Source organism: Actinoplanes regularis, from assembly GCF_900188005.1.
GTDB classification, from domain to species: domain Bacteria; phylum Actinomycetota; class Actinomycetes; order Mycobacteriales; family Micromonosporaceae; genus Actinoplanes; species Actinoplanes regularis.
Map to the genome: position 1 here is coordinate 159620 of NZ_FZNR01000006.1, position 15933 is coordinate 175552.

12 protein-coding genes are annotated in these 15933 nt (G+C 72.7%); 2 read left to right on the plus strand and 10 right to left on the minus strand.

All coding sequences use genetic code 11. The features are described 5' to 3' along the window. Positions 1-174: 174 nt before the first annotated feature. The 3 genes from CHC09_RS18360 to CHC09_RS18370 all read right to left on the minus strand — a co-directional run bounded on the left by CHC09_RS18360 (position 175) and on the right by CHC09_RS18370 (position 9168). Positions 175-6390 carry a DUF3320 domain-containing protein gene (locus tag CHC09_RS18360; RefSeq protein ID WP_089294352.1) on the minus strand — a complete coding sequence of 2072 codons (6216 nt, stop codon included), beginning with the start codon at positions 6388-6390 and terminating at the stop codon, positions 175-177. A gap of 114 nt (positions 6391-6504) precedes the next feature. After that, entirely contained in the window at positions 6505-8028 is a 1524-nt protein-coding gene (locus CHC09_RS18365) for a hypothetical protein (RefSeq protein WP_143232409.1), read from the minus strand. Positions 8029-8169: 141 nt separating this feature from the next. Then, the gene (locus CHC09_RS18370; protein ID WP_089294354.1) at positions 8170-9168 is read right to left on the minus strand and encodes an NADP-dependent oxidoreductase; all 999 of its coding nucleotides are present in this window, start codon (positions 9166-9168) and stop codon (positions 8170-8172) included. A 99-nt stretch (positions 9169-9267) separates the two neighbouring features. Between CHC09_RS18370 and CHC09_RS18375 the strand changes: the two genes are divergently transcribed. Continuing rightward, complete coding sequence (locus CHC09_RS18375) at positions 9268-9888, plus strand: TetR/AcrR family transcriptional regulator (protein ID WP_089294355.1); 621 nt, start codon at positions 9268-9270, stop codon at positions 9886-9888. Positions 9889-9909: 21 nt separating this feature from the next. Then, positions 9910-10677 (plus strand): NADPH-dependent F420 reductase, encoded by a 768-nt coding sequence (locus CHC09_RS18380; protein ID WP_089294356.1) that lies wholly within the window; start codon positions 9910-9912, stop codon positions 10675-10677. 23 nt (positions 10678-10700) lie between these two features. On the opposite strand, the gene CHC09_RS18385 is transcribed toward CHC09_RS18380, so the two are convergent. From CHC09_RS18385 to CHC09_RS18415, 7 genes are all read right to left on the minus strand, one after another. After that, positions 10701-10904, minus strand: a complete 204-nt coding sequence (locus tag CHC09_RS18385) for a hypothetical protein (RefSeq protein ID WP_089294357.1) — start codon at positions 10902-10904, stop codon at positions 10701-10703. 90 nt (positions 10905-10994) lie between these two features. Next, positions 10995-11642, minus strand: a complete 648-nt coding sequence (locus CHC09_RS18390) for a TetR/AcrR family transcriptional regulator (RefSeq protein ID WP_089294358.1) — start codon at positions 11640-11642, stop codon at positions 10995-10997. A gap of 157 nt (positions 11643-11799) precedes the next feature. After that, a complete protein-coding gene (locus tag CHC09_RS18395; RefSeq protein WP_089294359.1) occupies positions 11800-12528 on the minus strand; it encodes an ABC transporter permease in 729 nt (242 codons plus the stop codon). Then, a complete protein-coding gene (locus CHC09_RS18400) occupies positions 12528-13250 on the minus strand; it encodes an ABC transporter ATP-binding protein (protein ID WP_089294360.1) in 723 nt (240 codons plus the stop codon). The genes CHC09_RS18395 and CHC09_RS18400 overlap by 1 nt, the downstream gene beginning before the upstream one ends. A 68-nt stretch (positions 13251-13318) precedes the next feature. After that, the gene (locus CHC09_RS18405; RefSeq protein ID WP_089294361.1) at positions 13319-13969 is read right to left on the minus strand and encodes a phosphoribosyltransferase; all 651 of its coding nucleotides are present in this window, start codon (positions 13967-13969) and stop codon (positions 13319-13321) included. Between the two features lie 5 nt (positions 13970-13974). Next, positions 13975-14694: a dienelactone hydrolase family protein gene (locus tag CHC09_RS18410; RefSeq protein WP_373871935.1), complete on the minus strand. Its 720-nt coding sequence runs from the start codon at positions 14692-14694 to the stop codon at positions 13975-13977. 116 nt (positions 14695-14810) lie between these two features. After that, on the minus strand, positions 14811-15884 hold the full coding sequence (locus tag CHC09_RS18415) for a putative PEP-binding protein (RefSeq protein WP_143232410.1): 1074 nt from the start codon (positions 15882-15884) through the stop codon (positions 14811-14813). Positions 15885-15933 lie beyond the last annotated feature (49 nt).

A 15933-nucleotide genomic window follows, 5' to 3' on the forward strand; every position in this document is an offset into this window, starting at 1 on the left:
GTAACCGATTTCCCGCAGTTAACCTATCGTTTTCCTGTTAGCCATTTCCGCAGGTAGATCACGCCCGGCTCGACCCGATTCGATCATTTCCGGGCAGCCGCGAAAATCCTCCGGAATTCACGCACCGGCCGCCCCGTGGTGGGCGGGGCGGCCGGTGCTCCAGGGAGCGGATCGTCAGCGGTGCGCGTGCCGGCGAGCCGCTTCGTGGCGGGGCAGCCCGGCGGCGTCCGGCAGGCCGTGAGCGGCGGAGAGGCCGTCGGGCTGCTGCCGGAGATGCCCCTCCGCGACCAGGTCGGCCAGCAGCCCGGTCAGGCGGGCGTCGAAGTCGGTGGAGCGGCGTACCGGCCAGCCGTAGAGGCTGGTCACCTCGGCGAGCACGGTGTCCACCGACACGACCCCGCCGTCGATCACCAGGTGCTCGCACGCGACCGTCAGCTCGGCGTCGGCGACCTGGTCGGCCCGGCGGGCCACGTCGTCGGTGCGGTACCGGACCTCCGGGACCTCCCGGCCGGGGTCGTCGAGGAAGCTGCCGTCCCAGATCACTCCGGCCTCCTCGATCACGGCCTCGATCACGGCGCGGGCCGGGCGGGTGATCCGGGCCAGGCCCCACTCCTCGCGCATCCGCTGCAGGGCGACGCTGATGTGCACCGGCCCCTCGACCTCGGCCAGGCGCCGCACGGCAGCGATCAGATCGGGGCGCAGGGCCGGGTCGGTGAGGGAGGCGCTGGGCCCGAGCGGTGCGAGGGTCGCCTTCCGGTACGGGTGAACCCACTCGCCGGTCTGCGGCACCGCCTCGGCGGTCGCCTCCGCCGTCCGGGCCGGGACGTCACCGTCCGCACCGGTCTGCGGGACCGCCGCGGTGTGGGTCCAAGCGGGCGGGGCGGCCATCGTCTCCTCGAACTCGACGACCCCTTCGGCGACCTCGTGCTGCTGTTCGATCTCGCGGTACCACGCGGGCCGCTCGGGCGTGACGGGCCGGACGAACCGCTCGGCCACCCCGGCGGCGGCGCCGGTGGATCCGGTCATCTCCGCGCGGAGCTGGGAGATCGCGCTGAGCCGGTCGACCGGTTCCACGGTGTCGTCCAGGCCGGCCAGGAACTGGGCGGCGGCCGCGGCCAACTCCTCGGTGTCGACCCCGAAGCGCTCGGCGACCTCGGTGAGGTCGTCCCGGCTGGCGGCCGGCTCGTCGGCCCGGTGCATCGCCGGGTGTGCGCCGACCGGCGGTTCGGCGGGTACGCCCTCGCCGTCGCTCAACCGGGCGACCGTCGTCTCCAGCTCGGTGTCCAGATAGGCCTCGGCGGTGGCGAGCTCCTCCGCGCCGGCCTGGGCGAAGGCGAACTGGGCGGCGATGCCGGCCAGGGCCCCGCGCTCGGCCGGCTCTTCCCGCTCCGGGCCGGTGACCGGCCCCTGCTGACCAGCATCGGCCATGCTGACGGAGTCGGGGAACCCAGCGGCGGCCAGGTCCGACTCGACGGTGAACAGCGCGTCGACGGTGTCGGCCTGGCCGGGTTCGGGGCCGGACGGCCCGTGGGCCGGCGCGAAACCCGTCTCGGTGACGGCGTTCACGTCGTACATCAGCGGGGTGGCGGCCTCGGCCTGCGCGGACGTGGCGGCGTATCCGGCGACGTAGCCCTCGGCCGCCTCGGCCACCGGGTGTTCGGCGGGGCCCTCCGGCGCCTGCGCGAGGCCCACGCTGATCGACAGCTCCGGCGCCTCCTCATCGGGCAGCTGCGCGAACGCGGCCTCGATCGCCGCCCGCAGCCGCGTCTCCTCCCGTTCGCGGTCCAGATACCAGGCGGTGCCCCAGATCCGGTGCAGCTTCCAGCCCAGGCCGTCGAGCACCTGCTCCCGGATCCGGTCGCGGTCCCGGGCGGTGGGCGCCGAGTCGTACGTCGTACCGTCGCACTCGATGCCGAGGGCATAGGGCGCGTGGCGCCGCGCCGAGCGGCGCACCGCGAGGTCGATCCGGAACGCGCCGGCGCCGACCCGGGTCTGCACCTGGTAACCCCAGCCGCTGACGACGTCGTACACCGAGTCCTCGAACGGGGTCTGCAACTCGTCGGGGTGCGGCTCCCGCAGGCCGAGCGCGGTGATCCCGCGGGCCGCGTAGTCCAGGAACACGGCCAGGTGCCGCAGGCTGTCATCGGTGTCCGGCAGTTCGCCGGCCCGGATCGCGGACACCACCTCGAGGCGGCGGCGGGCGCGGGTGGTCGCCACGTTGAGCCGGCGCCAGCCCTCCCGGCCCTGCAGGCCGCCCAGGTCGTCGCCGATCGCGAAGATCATCACGTCCCGCTCGTCGCCCTGGACGGCGTCCAGTTCCTTGACGAAGAAGCCGCGCAGCCGGTCGGCCTCGGGCGGCACGACCATGTCCGCGACCGCGGCCTCGACGTCGTACGCGTCCTTCGCCGTGCACACCACGACACCGAGGCTGAGGTTCGGCCGGGTGACGAGGTGGTGCGCGACCCGGGCCGCGACCAGTTCGGCCATCGGCATCTCGTCGCCGGCCGGGAAGAGCTGGACGCCGGCGTCCGGGCCGGCCGGCGCGAACGCCGGGAAGGTGTTCAGCCGGCCCTGATAGAAGGCGTGGTTGGCGAACGCGATCAGCGACTCGTCCCGGCTGCGGTAGTGGGTGGTCAGGTCGAGCACCCGGAACGCGCCGCGGCTGAGCGCCAGTTCGAGGATCGAGCGCGGGTCGCCGCCGGGGATCGGGGTGGCCGGCAGCTGCCGGTCGTCGCCGCAGATCACCAGGGCGTTGCCACGGTAGGCGCAGGCGATCGCGTCCGGCACCGGCACCCGGGAGGCCTCGTCGATGATCACCACGTCGAAGTTCAGGTCGGCGGGGAGCAGACGGCTCACGTCGGCCGGGGACATCACCAGGCACGGCTTCACGGCCGTCGCCGCCTGCGGGGTGCGGGCCAGCAGCTCCCGCACGGGCGGGCAGCGAACCCCTGCGGCGGCGGCCGCGCGCAGCACCGCGACCTCGCCGGCCGCGATCTCGGCCGGCTGTTGCGCGTCGACCGCGTTCATCACCTCGCCCGCGGCGGCGCGCTGGAGCCCGGCGTCCCAGAGCCGGAACTCGTCGACCAGGCGGTCCCGGGAGATCCCGTCGAACGGGACGAGCCGCTCGTCCTCCCGGATGACCGCGTCGGCCCAGGACTGGAAGAGGGCGCGCCCGAGGACCGGCAGGATCTGCTCGACCGGCAGGTCCGCCTCGGCGCAGAAGTCGACCACGGTGTCCAGGCCGTGTTCGGCCAGCACCGCGCGGGCGGTCTGGTAGTCGAACCACTCCTGCTGGCCCCGGCTGTCGGCGAGGAGCTCGAGCAGCAGCTCGCGGGCGGTCTCCAGGTCGTCCAGCGCGCTGCTGAGCGCCGGGTGCCGGCTGGGTGCGAAGGCGCGCAGGATCCAGTCCCGGGCGGACTGCCACTCGGCGACCCGGGCCGGCAGGACGTCGGTGGGGCGCGCGCGGCCCAGCAGCTCGGCCTGCTCGGCGGTGAACGGGATGTCGGCTCCGTTGCGGAGCCGCCGGGCCTCGGCGGTCCAGGACATCGCGGTGGCGAGCGCCTCCACATCGGTCTGGGTGCCGCGGTAGCCCCTGCCGAGGACCTTCGCGTACTCCTGAGCGGAGGCCGACAGCGCCGCGGCCGCCTCCGACGCGTTCTCCCGCAGCAGACCGACCGCGGCCGACTCGGCCAGGGTGAAGTCCCGGGCGGCCGCACCGCTGTACGCCTGCACCAGGTCCCCGACCGCCGTGAACGGCTCGACGTGGGCTCGCAGCCAGAGGATCGCGTCGTGGATCAGGCCGGTGGCGAGCTGCGGACGGGGCCCGGGCTCGGGTGGTGGGCGCAGCGTGTTGACCCAGCGGTCGAACTCCCTGCCGGCCTCGCCGACGATCCGGATGATCGCGCTGTTCGGGGTGGGCGCGCAGATCCGCTCGATGAGTGTGGGCAGCGCCTCGGGCGGGGTGATCCGCAGCGCCTCCCCGGTGGTCTGCAGCGCCCGCTCGATCGCCTCGAAGTCCGTGTCCAGCCGCTTCCAGTGTCTGCCGAGCAGGCCGGCGTACTCCTGTTCGGTCTCGTTCAGCTCGTCGAGGGCGCGTTTCCAGGCGGCGGCCGCGTCCAGGTGGGCGACCGCCTCGGAGCGCTTGACGTCCGGCCGGGCGATCTCCGCGGCCGCCTTCTTGTCCCGCCGGTACGGCGCCCGCAGCTTCCGGATCCCCTTGTGCTCATGGGCGAACCGCTCAGCGAGCTCATCCACCGGCCCGGTCAGGGCGTTCTCGCTGAAGTGCTCGCGGGCCCGGGCCTCGGCGGCCTTCACCACGTTGACGACGCGTCGCAGGTTCCGCATCGCGGCGTGCGCGGCGCCGGCGCCGTCGCTGTCGAACCAGCCCGGCTCCGGTTTGTCCGGGCGCGACAGCAGGTCGACGATGACGGCCAGCCGGGGCAGGTCGGCGAACGCGACCACGTTGGGCAGTCCGAGCCGGGCGGTGACCCGGTCCAAGCTGTGCTGGTGCTGCTCGAGCCGGTCGGCGTCGTCGGCGAAGCGGCGGGCCAGGCCGCGGGCCTGGGCCGCGGTCAGCGGCAGCAGGTCGACCGCGGGCGGCTTGAGGTGGGCCAGGCTCGGGATGACCGGCAGTCTGCCGGGGGCGGGCAGCGCGCTCCAGGTGACCCCGGTGCGGGCCCGGACCGCCTCCTCGGCCTGGTGCAGCGCCTTGAGGTGGTGCAGCAGGCCCTCGGCGGCGCGGGCCACCGGCTCCAGGCTGGGCATGGTGAGCCACTCGTCGGGCGCCTCGGCCGGGCGCCGGGCGGCATGCCCGGCCAGGGTGGTCAGGGTGATCGCCTCACCGATGGAGCCGATCATGAAAGCCTCGGCGAACGGGTCCCGTTCGATCGCCTCGGTCAGCTGCTCCAGGGCCGTCCGAGCCTGGTGCAGCCGGGCGTCCAGCCGATTGTGGTCGATCACGTCGCGCCAGAGGTAGTCGTCGCCGTCGCGGGCCGGGCGCCAGGCCTGGCCGAGTCGTTCGGCGGCGTCCCGCACCTGCTGCAACGACTCGGTGGTGAGCGGCAGCGGCAGCTCAGGCGGGGCCGGGGCCTGCGGCACGTCGGTCATCTGGGCGCACATGCCGAGCACGTCGTGCAGGCGGTGACCGAGCGGTTCGCGGACCTCGTTCATCGCCTCCGCGTACGCGTTCAGCCGCTGCCGGTGCTCGCGCAGCGCCTCGCGTTCGTCGGTGGAGAGGTCCGGCGGCGGCAGCGGGATGAAGTCGAGCGCGGCGGCCAGGCTGGCCGCCACGTGTTCCCGGCCGCTTCGGCCGCTGTGCAGTTCGAGCAGGTAGTCGTGCAGGCCGATGGGCTGGAGGCGGTCCCGGACCGTGTCCAGGGCCGCGGCCTTCTCGGAGACGAACAGCACCCGCCGACCGGCGTGCAGCAGGCTGCCGATCATGTTGGCGATGGTCTGCGACTTGCCGGTGCCGGGCGCGCCGCGCATCACGAAGGTGTTCCCCTGCAGGGCCGCGACGACGCAGGCCCGCTGCGCGGCGTCGGCGTCCAGCACCAGCGGCACGTCGTCCGGGCTGGCCACCTCGTCGATCCGGCGGCCGGGGATCACGTCGAACCCGAACATGTCGGGCTGCACCCCGGGCTCACCGGTCAGCGCCTGGATCACCGGGTTACCGGCGATCCGCTGCTCGTTCTCGAGCAGGTCGGTGTACATCACCTCGCGGTGCACGGCGAACCGGGCGAGCAGCACCGCCTCGTCCGCGTTCCAGTTCGGGTGGTCGGCGAGCGCGGCGTCCAGGTGGGCCCAGTAGACCGTGATGTCCAGGGCGGCCAGGCTGTCCACGGCGGGCAGTTCGATGCGGTGCCGGCGCAGGCAGATGTCGAGCGCCGGGTTGACGAGCGGGTCCTCGGCACGGACCCGCAGCCGCGGGTAGTCCCGCGGGTCCGGGATGACCAGGTCGACCGGGATCAGCAGGATCGGGCTGAGACGCTCGTTCGGCCCGTCCTGCCAGCGGATCATGCCGACGCACAGGTAGAGCGTGGTGACGCCGTTCTCGAGCAGGTCACGGCCGGCGGTCCGGCGCAGGGTCCGCAGCGTGGCGTCCATCTCGGCGTCGTCCAGCGCGGTCTGGAACACGTTCGCGGCCCGTGGCCGCGGGCCTTCGGCCTGTTCCTCGATGCCCAGGAAGCCGCATTCACGGCCCTGCTGGAGCGCCTCGACCACGCTGCGCGGTGACGGGCTGACGATCTCCACCGTCGCCGGCGTCATCGCCCGCACGTCGATCAGCGGGTTGGCGCCGGTCAGGTCGAGCAGACCGTCCCGCCACGCGTCCAGCGTCGCCCGCACTCGGGCCTCAGGCCGCCCGGTCGACCCGTCCGATTGATCCCACCGCATTTTCCCATTCCAGCAAGGCCACGGGCCGGATGGTGGCGTTTTTTCGGGTTAATCCGACGTTCCGCACGGATCGGGCAATCCTGGAGCCACATGGGCCCCAGCAGCCCGAGGACTTCACTCCCAGGTCGGGACCCACCACTGCCAGCCCGCGGGCGCGGGCGGCCAGGTCGCGTCCGGCTGCCAGCTCTCCGGCGGGTACCACCCGTCCGGCGGGGCGGGCCAACCCGGCGGGACCTGGAACTTGATCCCGGTGGGCGCGGGCGGGATCGGCGCGTGCCGGGTGATCTCGGGAACCGACGACACCGGGGCGGACCCGGACGCGGAGGTCCCCTGCCGGTTCGAGACCACCGCGGACAGCGCCGGGATGACCGTGGTCTCGGCGATCTCGCCGGTGCCGCCGAACATGGCGGCCGACGGACCGCCCACGTTCGGGGCGGCCGGGCTGATCGAGACGTTACCGCCGACGGAGACGGGCGAGCTGGAGACGCCGGAGACCGGCGCGCTCGAGAACCCGGAGACCGGCGAGGTCGGCACGCCCGGGATCGGCGGCGCCGCGACGCCGGGGACGACCGGCTCCTCGACCTGGGTCCGGCCGGCGATGGTCGGCACCGGGCCACTGACCGAGGCGGCCCAGCCCGGCACCGCGCCGCTGGGCTGCACCCAGGTCGGCACCAGCTCGCTGCGGTCCATCCAGGTGGGCTGCGCGTCGCTGGGCGCGGACGCCCAGGTGGGCATGGCGTCGCTGGAGTTCATCCAGCTCGGCATGGCGGAGGTGCCGGCGCCCGGCAGGTCGGGGCCGGACGTGGTCGGCACCACCTGGGTGGTGGCCGGCGGCGGGGAGACCGGCGTGACCCGGCCACTCGTGGCGCCCCGTCCGGCCGGGCCGGTCCAGGCCTCCGGCAGGTCCTGGATCCGGGCGACGTAGAGCAGCACCTCGGTCTTGACGGCGTTGCTCTTGACCACCGCGCGGGCGGCCACGACCAGGCCCCGCTCGGCCTGGTAACGCAGAACCGGGGTGAGCTCAAAGCTCATCTTCGGGCTCAGGTCGCCGATCCTGGTATCACCGAGGCGCACCTCGACCAGGTGGTCGGCCATCTCGTGCAGGGTCACGTAGGCCCAGCACTCGCCCTCCGGCCGCTGGAACGGGACCAGCGCGTCGAGGTGCTGCTCCTGGCCACTGACCTGGAGCGCGGACCCGGTCGGCAGCAACCGGTGCTCGTGGACGGGCGGGTCGTTCGCCGGCACCAGCATGTGCGGCTCGGCCAGGTCGAGGCGGATGGTGCCGACGAAGGCGGGCGGGCGGCCGTCGTACTCACCCCACTCGCGGCCGTGGATCTGCGCGTTGACCTCGGGGTCCAGGTTGCGCTTGGCCAGCGCGGCGATCACGCTGATATACCGCGCGGCCTCGGGACGGGGCAGGTGGCCGAGCAGGGCGTGGTCCGACCAGACGCCGACGGCGTTGCGGTCGTGGCGATTGCTGCGGTCGGGTTTCAGCAGGACCGGCACGGTTATGTCGGTTCCCTGTGGGTTGAAGCCGTCGCCGAAGAGCGCGCGGATCGCCTTCGCGTAGTGGGTCTCGCCGACCACCTCGGCGCTCGCCCAGCCCGCTTGTCCCCAAAGTTGGAACCGATTTGCCACACCGGAACGCTAGTGTCTGCTTTCCGTCAGTGACGTCGTCCATACGGATGAGTACCGATAGCCGGACGGTCCGTATCCGTAAGATCAACTCTACGCGGCCGGCGGGTGAAGCCCCGGATACATCCGGGGCTTTTCACCCGATCAGCCGAGCTTGACGACCATCTTGCCGGTATTCTCTCCGCGCATCAGCCCGAGGAACGCCTCCGGGGCGGCGGCCAGACCCTCGACCACGGTCTCCCGGGACTCGATCTCGCCGGCCCGCAACCAGCCGCCGACCTCCGCGACGAACTCCGGCATCCGGTCGCGGTGGTTGCCGACGATGAAGCCGCGGAGGTTGAGCTCCTTGCCGATCGCCAGCGCCAGGTTGCGCGGGGTGGCCGGCGCGGAGGTCTCGTTGTACTGGGCGATGGCGCCGCAGAGGGCCACCCGGCCGAACTTGTTCAGCGAGCCGATCGCGGCCTCGAGGTGGTCGCCGCCGACGTTGTCGAAGTACACGTCGATGCCGTCCGGCGCCGCGTCGCGCAGTTGCTGCCGCACCGGGGCGTCCTTGTAGTTGAAGGCGGCGTCGAAGCCCAGGTCGTCGACGAGGTGGCGGACCTTCTCCGCGGAGCCGGCGCTGCCGATCACGCGCTTGGCCCCGCGGAGCCGGGCGATCTGGCCCACCACGCTGCCCACGGCACCGGCGGCGCCCGAGACGAAGACGACGTCGCCCGCGCGGAACTGCGCGATGTCGAGCAGTCCGACGTACGCGGTGAGACCGGTCATGCCGAGCAGCCCGAGGTAGGCCGAGAGGGTGGGCGCGGCGGCCGGGTCGACCACCCGCACGTGCGCCGCGTCGGCCACCGCGAAGTCGCGCCAGCCCAGCCCGTGCAGCACGGTCGCGCCGACCGGAACCTGCTCCGCGTTCGAGGCGACGACCTCGCCGATCGCCGCGCCGTCGAGCGCCTTGCCGATCTCGAACGGCGCGACGTACGACTCGACGTCGTTCATCCGTCCCCGCATGTACGGGTCGACGGACATGAACCGGTTGCGGATCAGCACCTGCCCCGGGCCCGGGGCAGGGGTGGGGAGCTCGGCCAGCTCGAAGTTGTCGGCGGTCGGCCACCCGGTGGGCCGGCTGGCGAGACGGATCTCCTGCATGAGGGCACTCCTAACGGTACGTCGGTAGTGATCGACAGTACGTCGAAAAAGTCGACACCGCGTCGACTCCGCACTGTTATCCGCGTTACCGTGATCCTCATGAGTCCTGCCCCCGCCGGCCGCCGCCGCGGTCCCAGCAAGGGCGACCTGCGCGAGAAGGCGATCCTGGACACCGCCCGGGACCTGCTCAGCCGCAAGCCGCTCGCCGACATCACCATCGACGAACTGGCCGCCGGCGCGGAGATCTCCCGGAGCAGCTTCTACTTCTACTTCGACTCGAAGCTCGCCGTCGTGGTCGCGCTGCTGCACGGCCTCAGCGGCGAGGTGAGCCGTGACGCCGGGCCGTGGCTGGACGGCACCGGCCCGGACGCCGAGGCGCTGCGCCGCTCGCTCGCCGCGCTCGCCACGCTCTGGCGCGACCAGGGCCGGCTGCTGGCCGGGGCGCTCGCCGCCGCGCCCGGCTGCCCGCCGATCGCCCGGTGGCGCGCCGCGCTGCGCGAGGCGCACGTCGAGCGGCTGGCCGCCCGGATCACCCGGGACCGGGCCGCCGGGCACGCGCCGGACGGACCCGCGGCACACGTCCTCGCGGCGATGATCGACGACCTGCGCTCCGCGGCGTTCGCGGCGGCCACCGACCCGGAGGCCCTGGTGGACGACCTGGTCACGGTCGAGCTACGGATGATGTACGGCAATTTCCGGGTTCACCACCCGGACGAGTGATCCGCCGGGCACCCTGAAATCATGAATATCGGTGTCATTGGGGCAGGACAGCTCGGCGGCACTCTCGCAACATGGTGCGCCGAGAACGGGCACGACGTCGCGGTCACCTCGCGGCATCCGGACCGGCTGACCGACCTGGTCGAGCACGGCGACGGGCACATCCGGGCGATGACCATCCCAGAGGCGGCGGCCTTCGGCGACGTGCTGTTCTTCGCGCCGAACTGGGAGTCGGCCCGCGAAGCGATCGACCTGGCGCACGACGCGATGGCCGGCAAGGTCGTCATCGACGCCACCAATCCCGTACCCATCCTCACGTCGGCGATGTCGGATGCAATGTCGGATCCGATGTCGAGCACGACCGACCCGAGCGGTCTCGGATCGTTCTCCCCCGGCTTCCCGTCCACTCTCGACATCCCGTCGTTCCTCCGGGTCCCCGAGGCGCCCGGGACCGCCCATCCCACCGCCGACCTCACCACCAGCGGCTTCGAGCAACTCATCGCCCTGGCGCCGGAGGCGCACTGGGTGAAGGCGTTCAACACCATCTCGACCGAGGTGCTCGACCGCCGGCGCGGCCACGACCCACTGCTCGCCGAGTACGTCTGCACCGATCAGCGGGACGCCCGCGACGCCGCCTGCCACATCATCCAGGAACTGGGGTTCGCGCCGTTCTTCGCCGGGGGCCCGGAGGCGGCCCGCCTGACCGAGACCGGCGGTCCGCTGCAGATGTGCGAGGTCGACGTGAAGGACGCCAAGGACGTCCTCGCCGCGGCGCTCGCCACGGTCCACTGACCGCACCGGCCGGCGACGGCTCGTCAGTGCTCCGCGGGTGCCGCGGAGGGCATCTCCACAACGGTGTCCCGGGCGACGTCCGGCCGTCCGCGGCCGCCGCCGTCCGGCCCCTGGCGCTCCGCGGCCGCCAGGTCGACGAGCGGCTGGTAGTCGGCGCGCAGCCGGAGCCACGCGGCGTGCGTCTCCCAGGCGGACGACGTGGTCGAGGTACCGATGCTGATGCTCATCTCAACTCCCTGATCTTGCGGCGGCCTTGACCATCGGCCGCCGCGGCCGGAGTTGAGGAATTCGCCACAGCGCTTTTCACCGCGCCCGGATCACGCCGTCCCGGCCGTGCTCGGCTCCGGCGCCTGGTCGCAGCCGTCGAAGACTCCCGGCAGGTCATCCATCAGGTACCGCTGCACCGACGGCCCGACCGCCGCCACGATCGCCTCGGCCGGCGCCGACGCCATCGGCTCCACCTTGATCACATAGCGCGCCAGCGCGACCCCGACCATCTGGCTGGCCGCCAGGGCGACCCGCAGCCGCCCCTCCGCCTCGTCGAGCCCGAGCTTGGGCACCGCCCGGCGGAGGATCTGGGTGACCACGAACTCGCGGAACAGCTTGGTGGTCCACTCGGTGCCGACCGCGGAGCGCAGCAGCGCCACCCCGGCCGCCCCGCCCGGCCCGTCCCAGATCCGCAGGAAGAGCCGGACGAAGCGGACACCGACCTCGCTCCGATCCCCCTCGGCCGCCGCGCTGATCACGTCGAGCGGATCCATCGGGGCCTGCATCGTGGCCAGGAACAGCTTGTCCTTGGTGCCGAAGTAGTGGTGCACCAGCGCCGGGTCGACCCCGGCGCCGGTGGCGATGGCACGGATCGAGGCCCCGTCGTAACCCTTGTCGGCGAACGCCGCTCGCGCGGCGGAGAGGATCGCCTCCCGGGTGTCCGGGTTGCCGGGCCGGCGCCCGGTCCGTCGTGCCATCAAGAACCCCTTTCCGGTACGGACATCGCCCGCACGGAACGCTATCCGGCGTACGAACCAGTGAACATTCTTCAACCTGGCGACGGGCCTGAAGCCGCCGGGCCGTTGACCGGCGCCGGCGCAGCGGGCCCTGGCCACGTCGAAGAATGTTCAATCGTCATCCGGTCCGGCGGCGCAGGGTCGCGGCACCCACCGCGAGCGCGACGACGACCGCGCCCAGCACGATCGCCAGGTCCCGCCACATCGTGCCGGTCGGCTCGGAGTGCGCGCCGACCTCGGTGAGCGCCTGCACGGAGTACGACATCGGCAGTACGTCGCTGACCCCCTGCAGCCACCCGACCATCCGCTCCCGCGGCACGAACAGCCCGCAGAGCAGCAACTGCGGTGCCACCACGAGCGGCATGAACTGCACCGCCTGGAACTCGGTGCGGGCGAACGCGCTGCACAGCAGGCCGAGCGCGACCCCGAGCACGGCGTTGGCGACCGCGATCAACACGACCAGGCCGAGGCCGCCGGCGGCGTTCATGTCGAGCACCCAGTAGGCGAAGCCGGCGGCCACCCCCGCCTGGATCGCGGCCGCCCCACCGAACGCGATGCCGTACCCGAAGAGCAGGTCGAGCTTGCCGACCGGGGTGGTGAAGAGCCGCTCCAGGGTGCCGCTGGTGCGTTCCCGGAGCATCGCGATGGAGGTGATCAGGAACATCACGATGAACGGGAAGATGCCGAGCATCGTCAGGGCGATGCGGTCGAAGACCCGGGGCTGGTCGTCGTACATGAAGTAGATCAGGGTGATCAGCAGCGTCGGCACCACGACGATCAGCGCGATGGTGCGCGGGTCGTGCCGCAGCTGGGTGAGGATCCGCCGGATCGTGCTCGCGAGGATCATTACGCCGCCACCTTCTCGTGCGCGCGGATCAGGTTGAGGAAGGCCTGGTCGAGGTCGTCGCTGCCGGCGGCCTTCTTGACCCCGGCCGGGGTGTCGTCGGCGATCAGCACGCCCTCGCGGATCAGCAGCAGCCGGTCGCAGCGGTTCGCCTCGTCCATCACGTGACTGGAGACCAGCACGGTGGTGCCGTCGGCGGCCATCCGGCGGAAGTGCGCCCAGAGCTCGTCGCGCAGCACCGGGTCCTGGCCGACGGTGGGCTCGTCGAGCACGAGCAGCTCGGGGCGGCCGACGATGGCGCAGGCCAGTGAGGCACGGCTGCGCTGCCCGCCGGAGAGGTCGGCGACCAGCTGGTTCGCGGCGCCGGTCAGGCCGACGGTCTCGACGGCGTTGTCGGCGGCGTCCCTGCCGAGCCGGTAGAGGGAGGCGAAGTAGCGCGCGTTCTCCCGGACGGTCAGGTCGGCGTAGATGCTGGGGGCCTGGGTCAGGTAGCCGATCTTGCTGCGCAGCACCGGGGAACCGGCCGGGCTGCCGAGGACCGTCACGGTGCCGGCGGCGACGACCTGCACACCGACGACGGTGCGCATCAGGGTGGTCTTGCCGCTGCCGCTCGGGCCGAGCAGGCCGGTGACGCTGCCGCGTGGGACGGCGCAGTCGAAGTGGTCGAGAACCGTCTTCTTCCCACGTCTGACGACGAGGCCGGTGACCTCGATCGCGGTGTCCATCGTTCCTCCAGGAAACTCATCAAGTGTTGAACTCAACGCTAGATGAATTCCTCCGGAAGGTCGAGGGGCTATTTCAACGCATGATGAAATCTCCGCAACACCTCGTCCACGTCATCGTCGGTGAGCTGCCCGAAGTCCTCGTACCAGTAGCCCACCGCGGAGAACTCGGGCGGCGCGCTCAGGCAGATCACCCCGTCGGTCTCCGGCGCGAGCAGATCCCGGGCCTGCGGCGCGCAGACCGGCACCGCGAGCAGCACCCGGGCCGGATCCCGGCCGCGGATCCAGCGCAGGGCGGCGTGCGCGGTCACCCCGGTGGCCAGGCCGTCGTCGACGAGGACGACGACCCGGCCGGTTACCGGTGGGGCGGGGCGACTGCCCCGGTAGCGGTGCACCCGGCGGTGCAGCTCCGCGCGCTCGGCCGCCAGGGTCTCCGCCATGTCCTGCTCGGTGGTTCGGGCGTACCGCAGATTGTCCCGGTCGTAGACGGGTGGCCCGTCCTCGGCGATGGCACCCACGCCGAACTCGGACCAGCCCGGCGCGCCCAGTTTGCGGACGACCACGATGTCCAGATCGGCGCCGAGCCGCTCCGCGATCGGCGCCGCGACCGGCAGGCCGCCGCGCGGGAGCGCGAGCACCAGGGCGTGCTCGCCCTCGCCGACCGTCTCGGCGACACGTTCGGCCAGCAGACGCCCGGCCTCGGTCCGGTCCCGGAAGATCACTCGACTCACCCCCAGCGCGGCGCCGCGGCGACGTGGTCCAGGGCCGGGTGCCGATTGGCCGGCACCGGGGTGAGGAACGCCGCGAACCAGTCCCCCGCCTCGTCGGCCACCGTCTCCAGGGCACCGGGCTCCTCGAAGAGGTGGGTGGCGGAGGGGATGATCCGTAGCTCGGCGTGCACCCGCATGGTGTTGCGGGCCTCCTCGTTGAGCTCGAGCACCGCCTCGTCCCGCTCCCCGACGATCAGCAGCGTCGGGGACCGCACGTCGATCAGGGCCGGACCGGCCAGGTCGGGGCGGCCGCCGCGGGAGACCACCGTGCGTACGTCGTCGGGCCGCGCCGCCGCCGCGACCAGCGCGGCCGCGCCCCCGGTGCTGGCGCCGAAGAGCCCGAGCGGCAGTCCCGCGGTGGCCGGATGGGCCCCGACCCAGTCGATCATCCCGACCAGGCGGTCGGCGAGCAGCCCGATGTCGAAGCGCCGCCGCCGGCTGTCCTCCTCCGGCGCGAGCAGGTCGGCCAGGAGCGTGGCGAAGCCACGGCGGTTGAGCTCCCGGGCCACGGCCCGATTGCGCGGGCTGTACCGCGAGCTTCCACTGCCGTGCGCGAACAGGACCATGCCCGTGGCGTGCTCGGCGAGAGTGAGGTCGCCCTCGAGGTAGACCCCGCCCAGTTCGATCCGTTCCGTTGTGGTCCAGGTGGTCACGTCCATCCCTTTCTGCTCGGCCATTACTGAGCGTGCATTCCGGGGAGACACTTCCCACCGTACGCGTCCTGAGTTGCCCTGGTACCCGACGGATCAGGAGGATTTCGCACCGTGGCGGCACGACTCTCGGTGCGGACCGGTCAGTGGGCGCGGTCGAGCAGGTGGCGCCAGTGGCGGATGAGCGGCGCCGGGCAGGCGAGGTCCCGGACGCCGGCGGTGACCAGTTGGTCGTGCAGCCGCGGGCTCGGTCGCAGGTCGAGGGCCACCCGGAACGGGATCGACCGGGCGACCGCGACCGACGCGGCCCACTCGACGAGCTGGGTGACCACGGGCGGCAGGCGGTCCGGGGGCAGCAGCAGGTCGTTGCGGACGCTGCGATCCCAGACCAGGATGTGCTGGGCCAGGTCACCCGTGCTGACGCAGAGCAGGTGGCAGTCGTCGACCAGATCGGCGACGCCGAGCGCGGCGGCCGGGGTGGCGATGTCCAGGCCGAGCCGCCAGCGCGTGCCGGTGGCCGCCACGAACGCGGAGATCTCCTCACGCGTCGCCACCATCGGCAGGATCACCAGCGGGTCGTCGTCCGGGCAGCCGCTCACGACCGTCCGGAAGGAATCGACAGCGTCCGGGTGCAGGACGCGGACCCCGCGCCGGCCCAGGGAGGCGGCGGGCGGCCCGCCGACCGGCTCGTCGAAGTAACGGATCGCGGGGAGCGGCCGCCCGGACTCGGCGAAGAAGCGCCACAGCTCGGCGCACTCCGCCGCGGGCAGGGCGCGCAGGTCCTCGGCCCGCAGCGGCGCCCAGCCGTCGGCGAGATGGCCCGCCTCCCGCGCCTCGGCGAGGGACGCCACCTCGGCGTGCAGCCGCAGGCCGGCGATGGACGGGGCGGGCGGTGCGGTGATCGCCGCGTCGAAGTCGACGACCACCTCGTGGTCGAGCCAGCTGTCGTCGACCCGGATGCCGGTCAGGACCGGCACGGGCAGCGCCCAGAGCGCCCGGGCCTCCGGGGCGTACGGGGTGACCGGCTCCTCGACGATCACCCCGGACAGCCTCGGCGCCAGGACGCGAATCAGGTCGACATCGGGTTTCTCCAGGTAGAGCAGGACCCGGCCGTAGACGATCTCCTCGATGCCGTTGCGGTCCACCAGGAGCCCCCGGTGACGGCCGAATCCGTACGCTATCCCTGGATATTGATCTCTCTCGGTCCGGTCACTCACGCCGCCACCTCCGCTGCGGGACGGTAACCCCGACCGGGGTCCTCCCGCA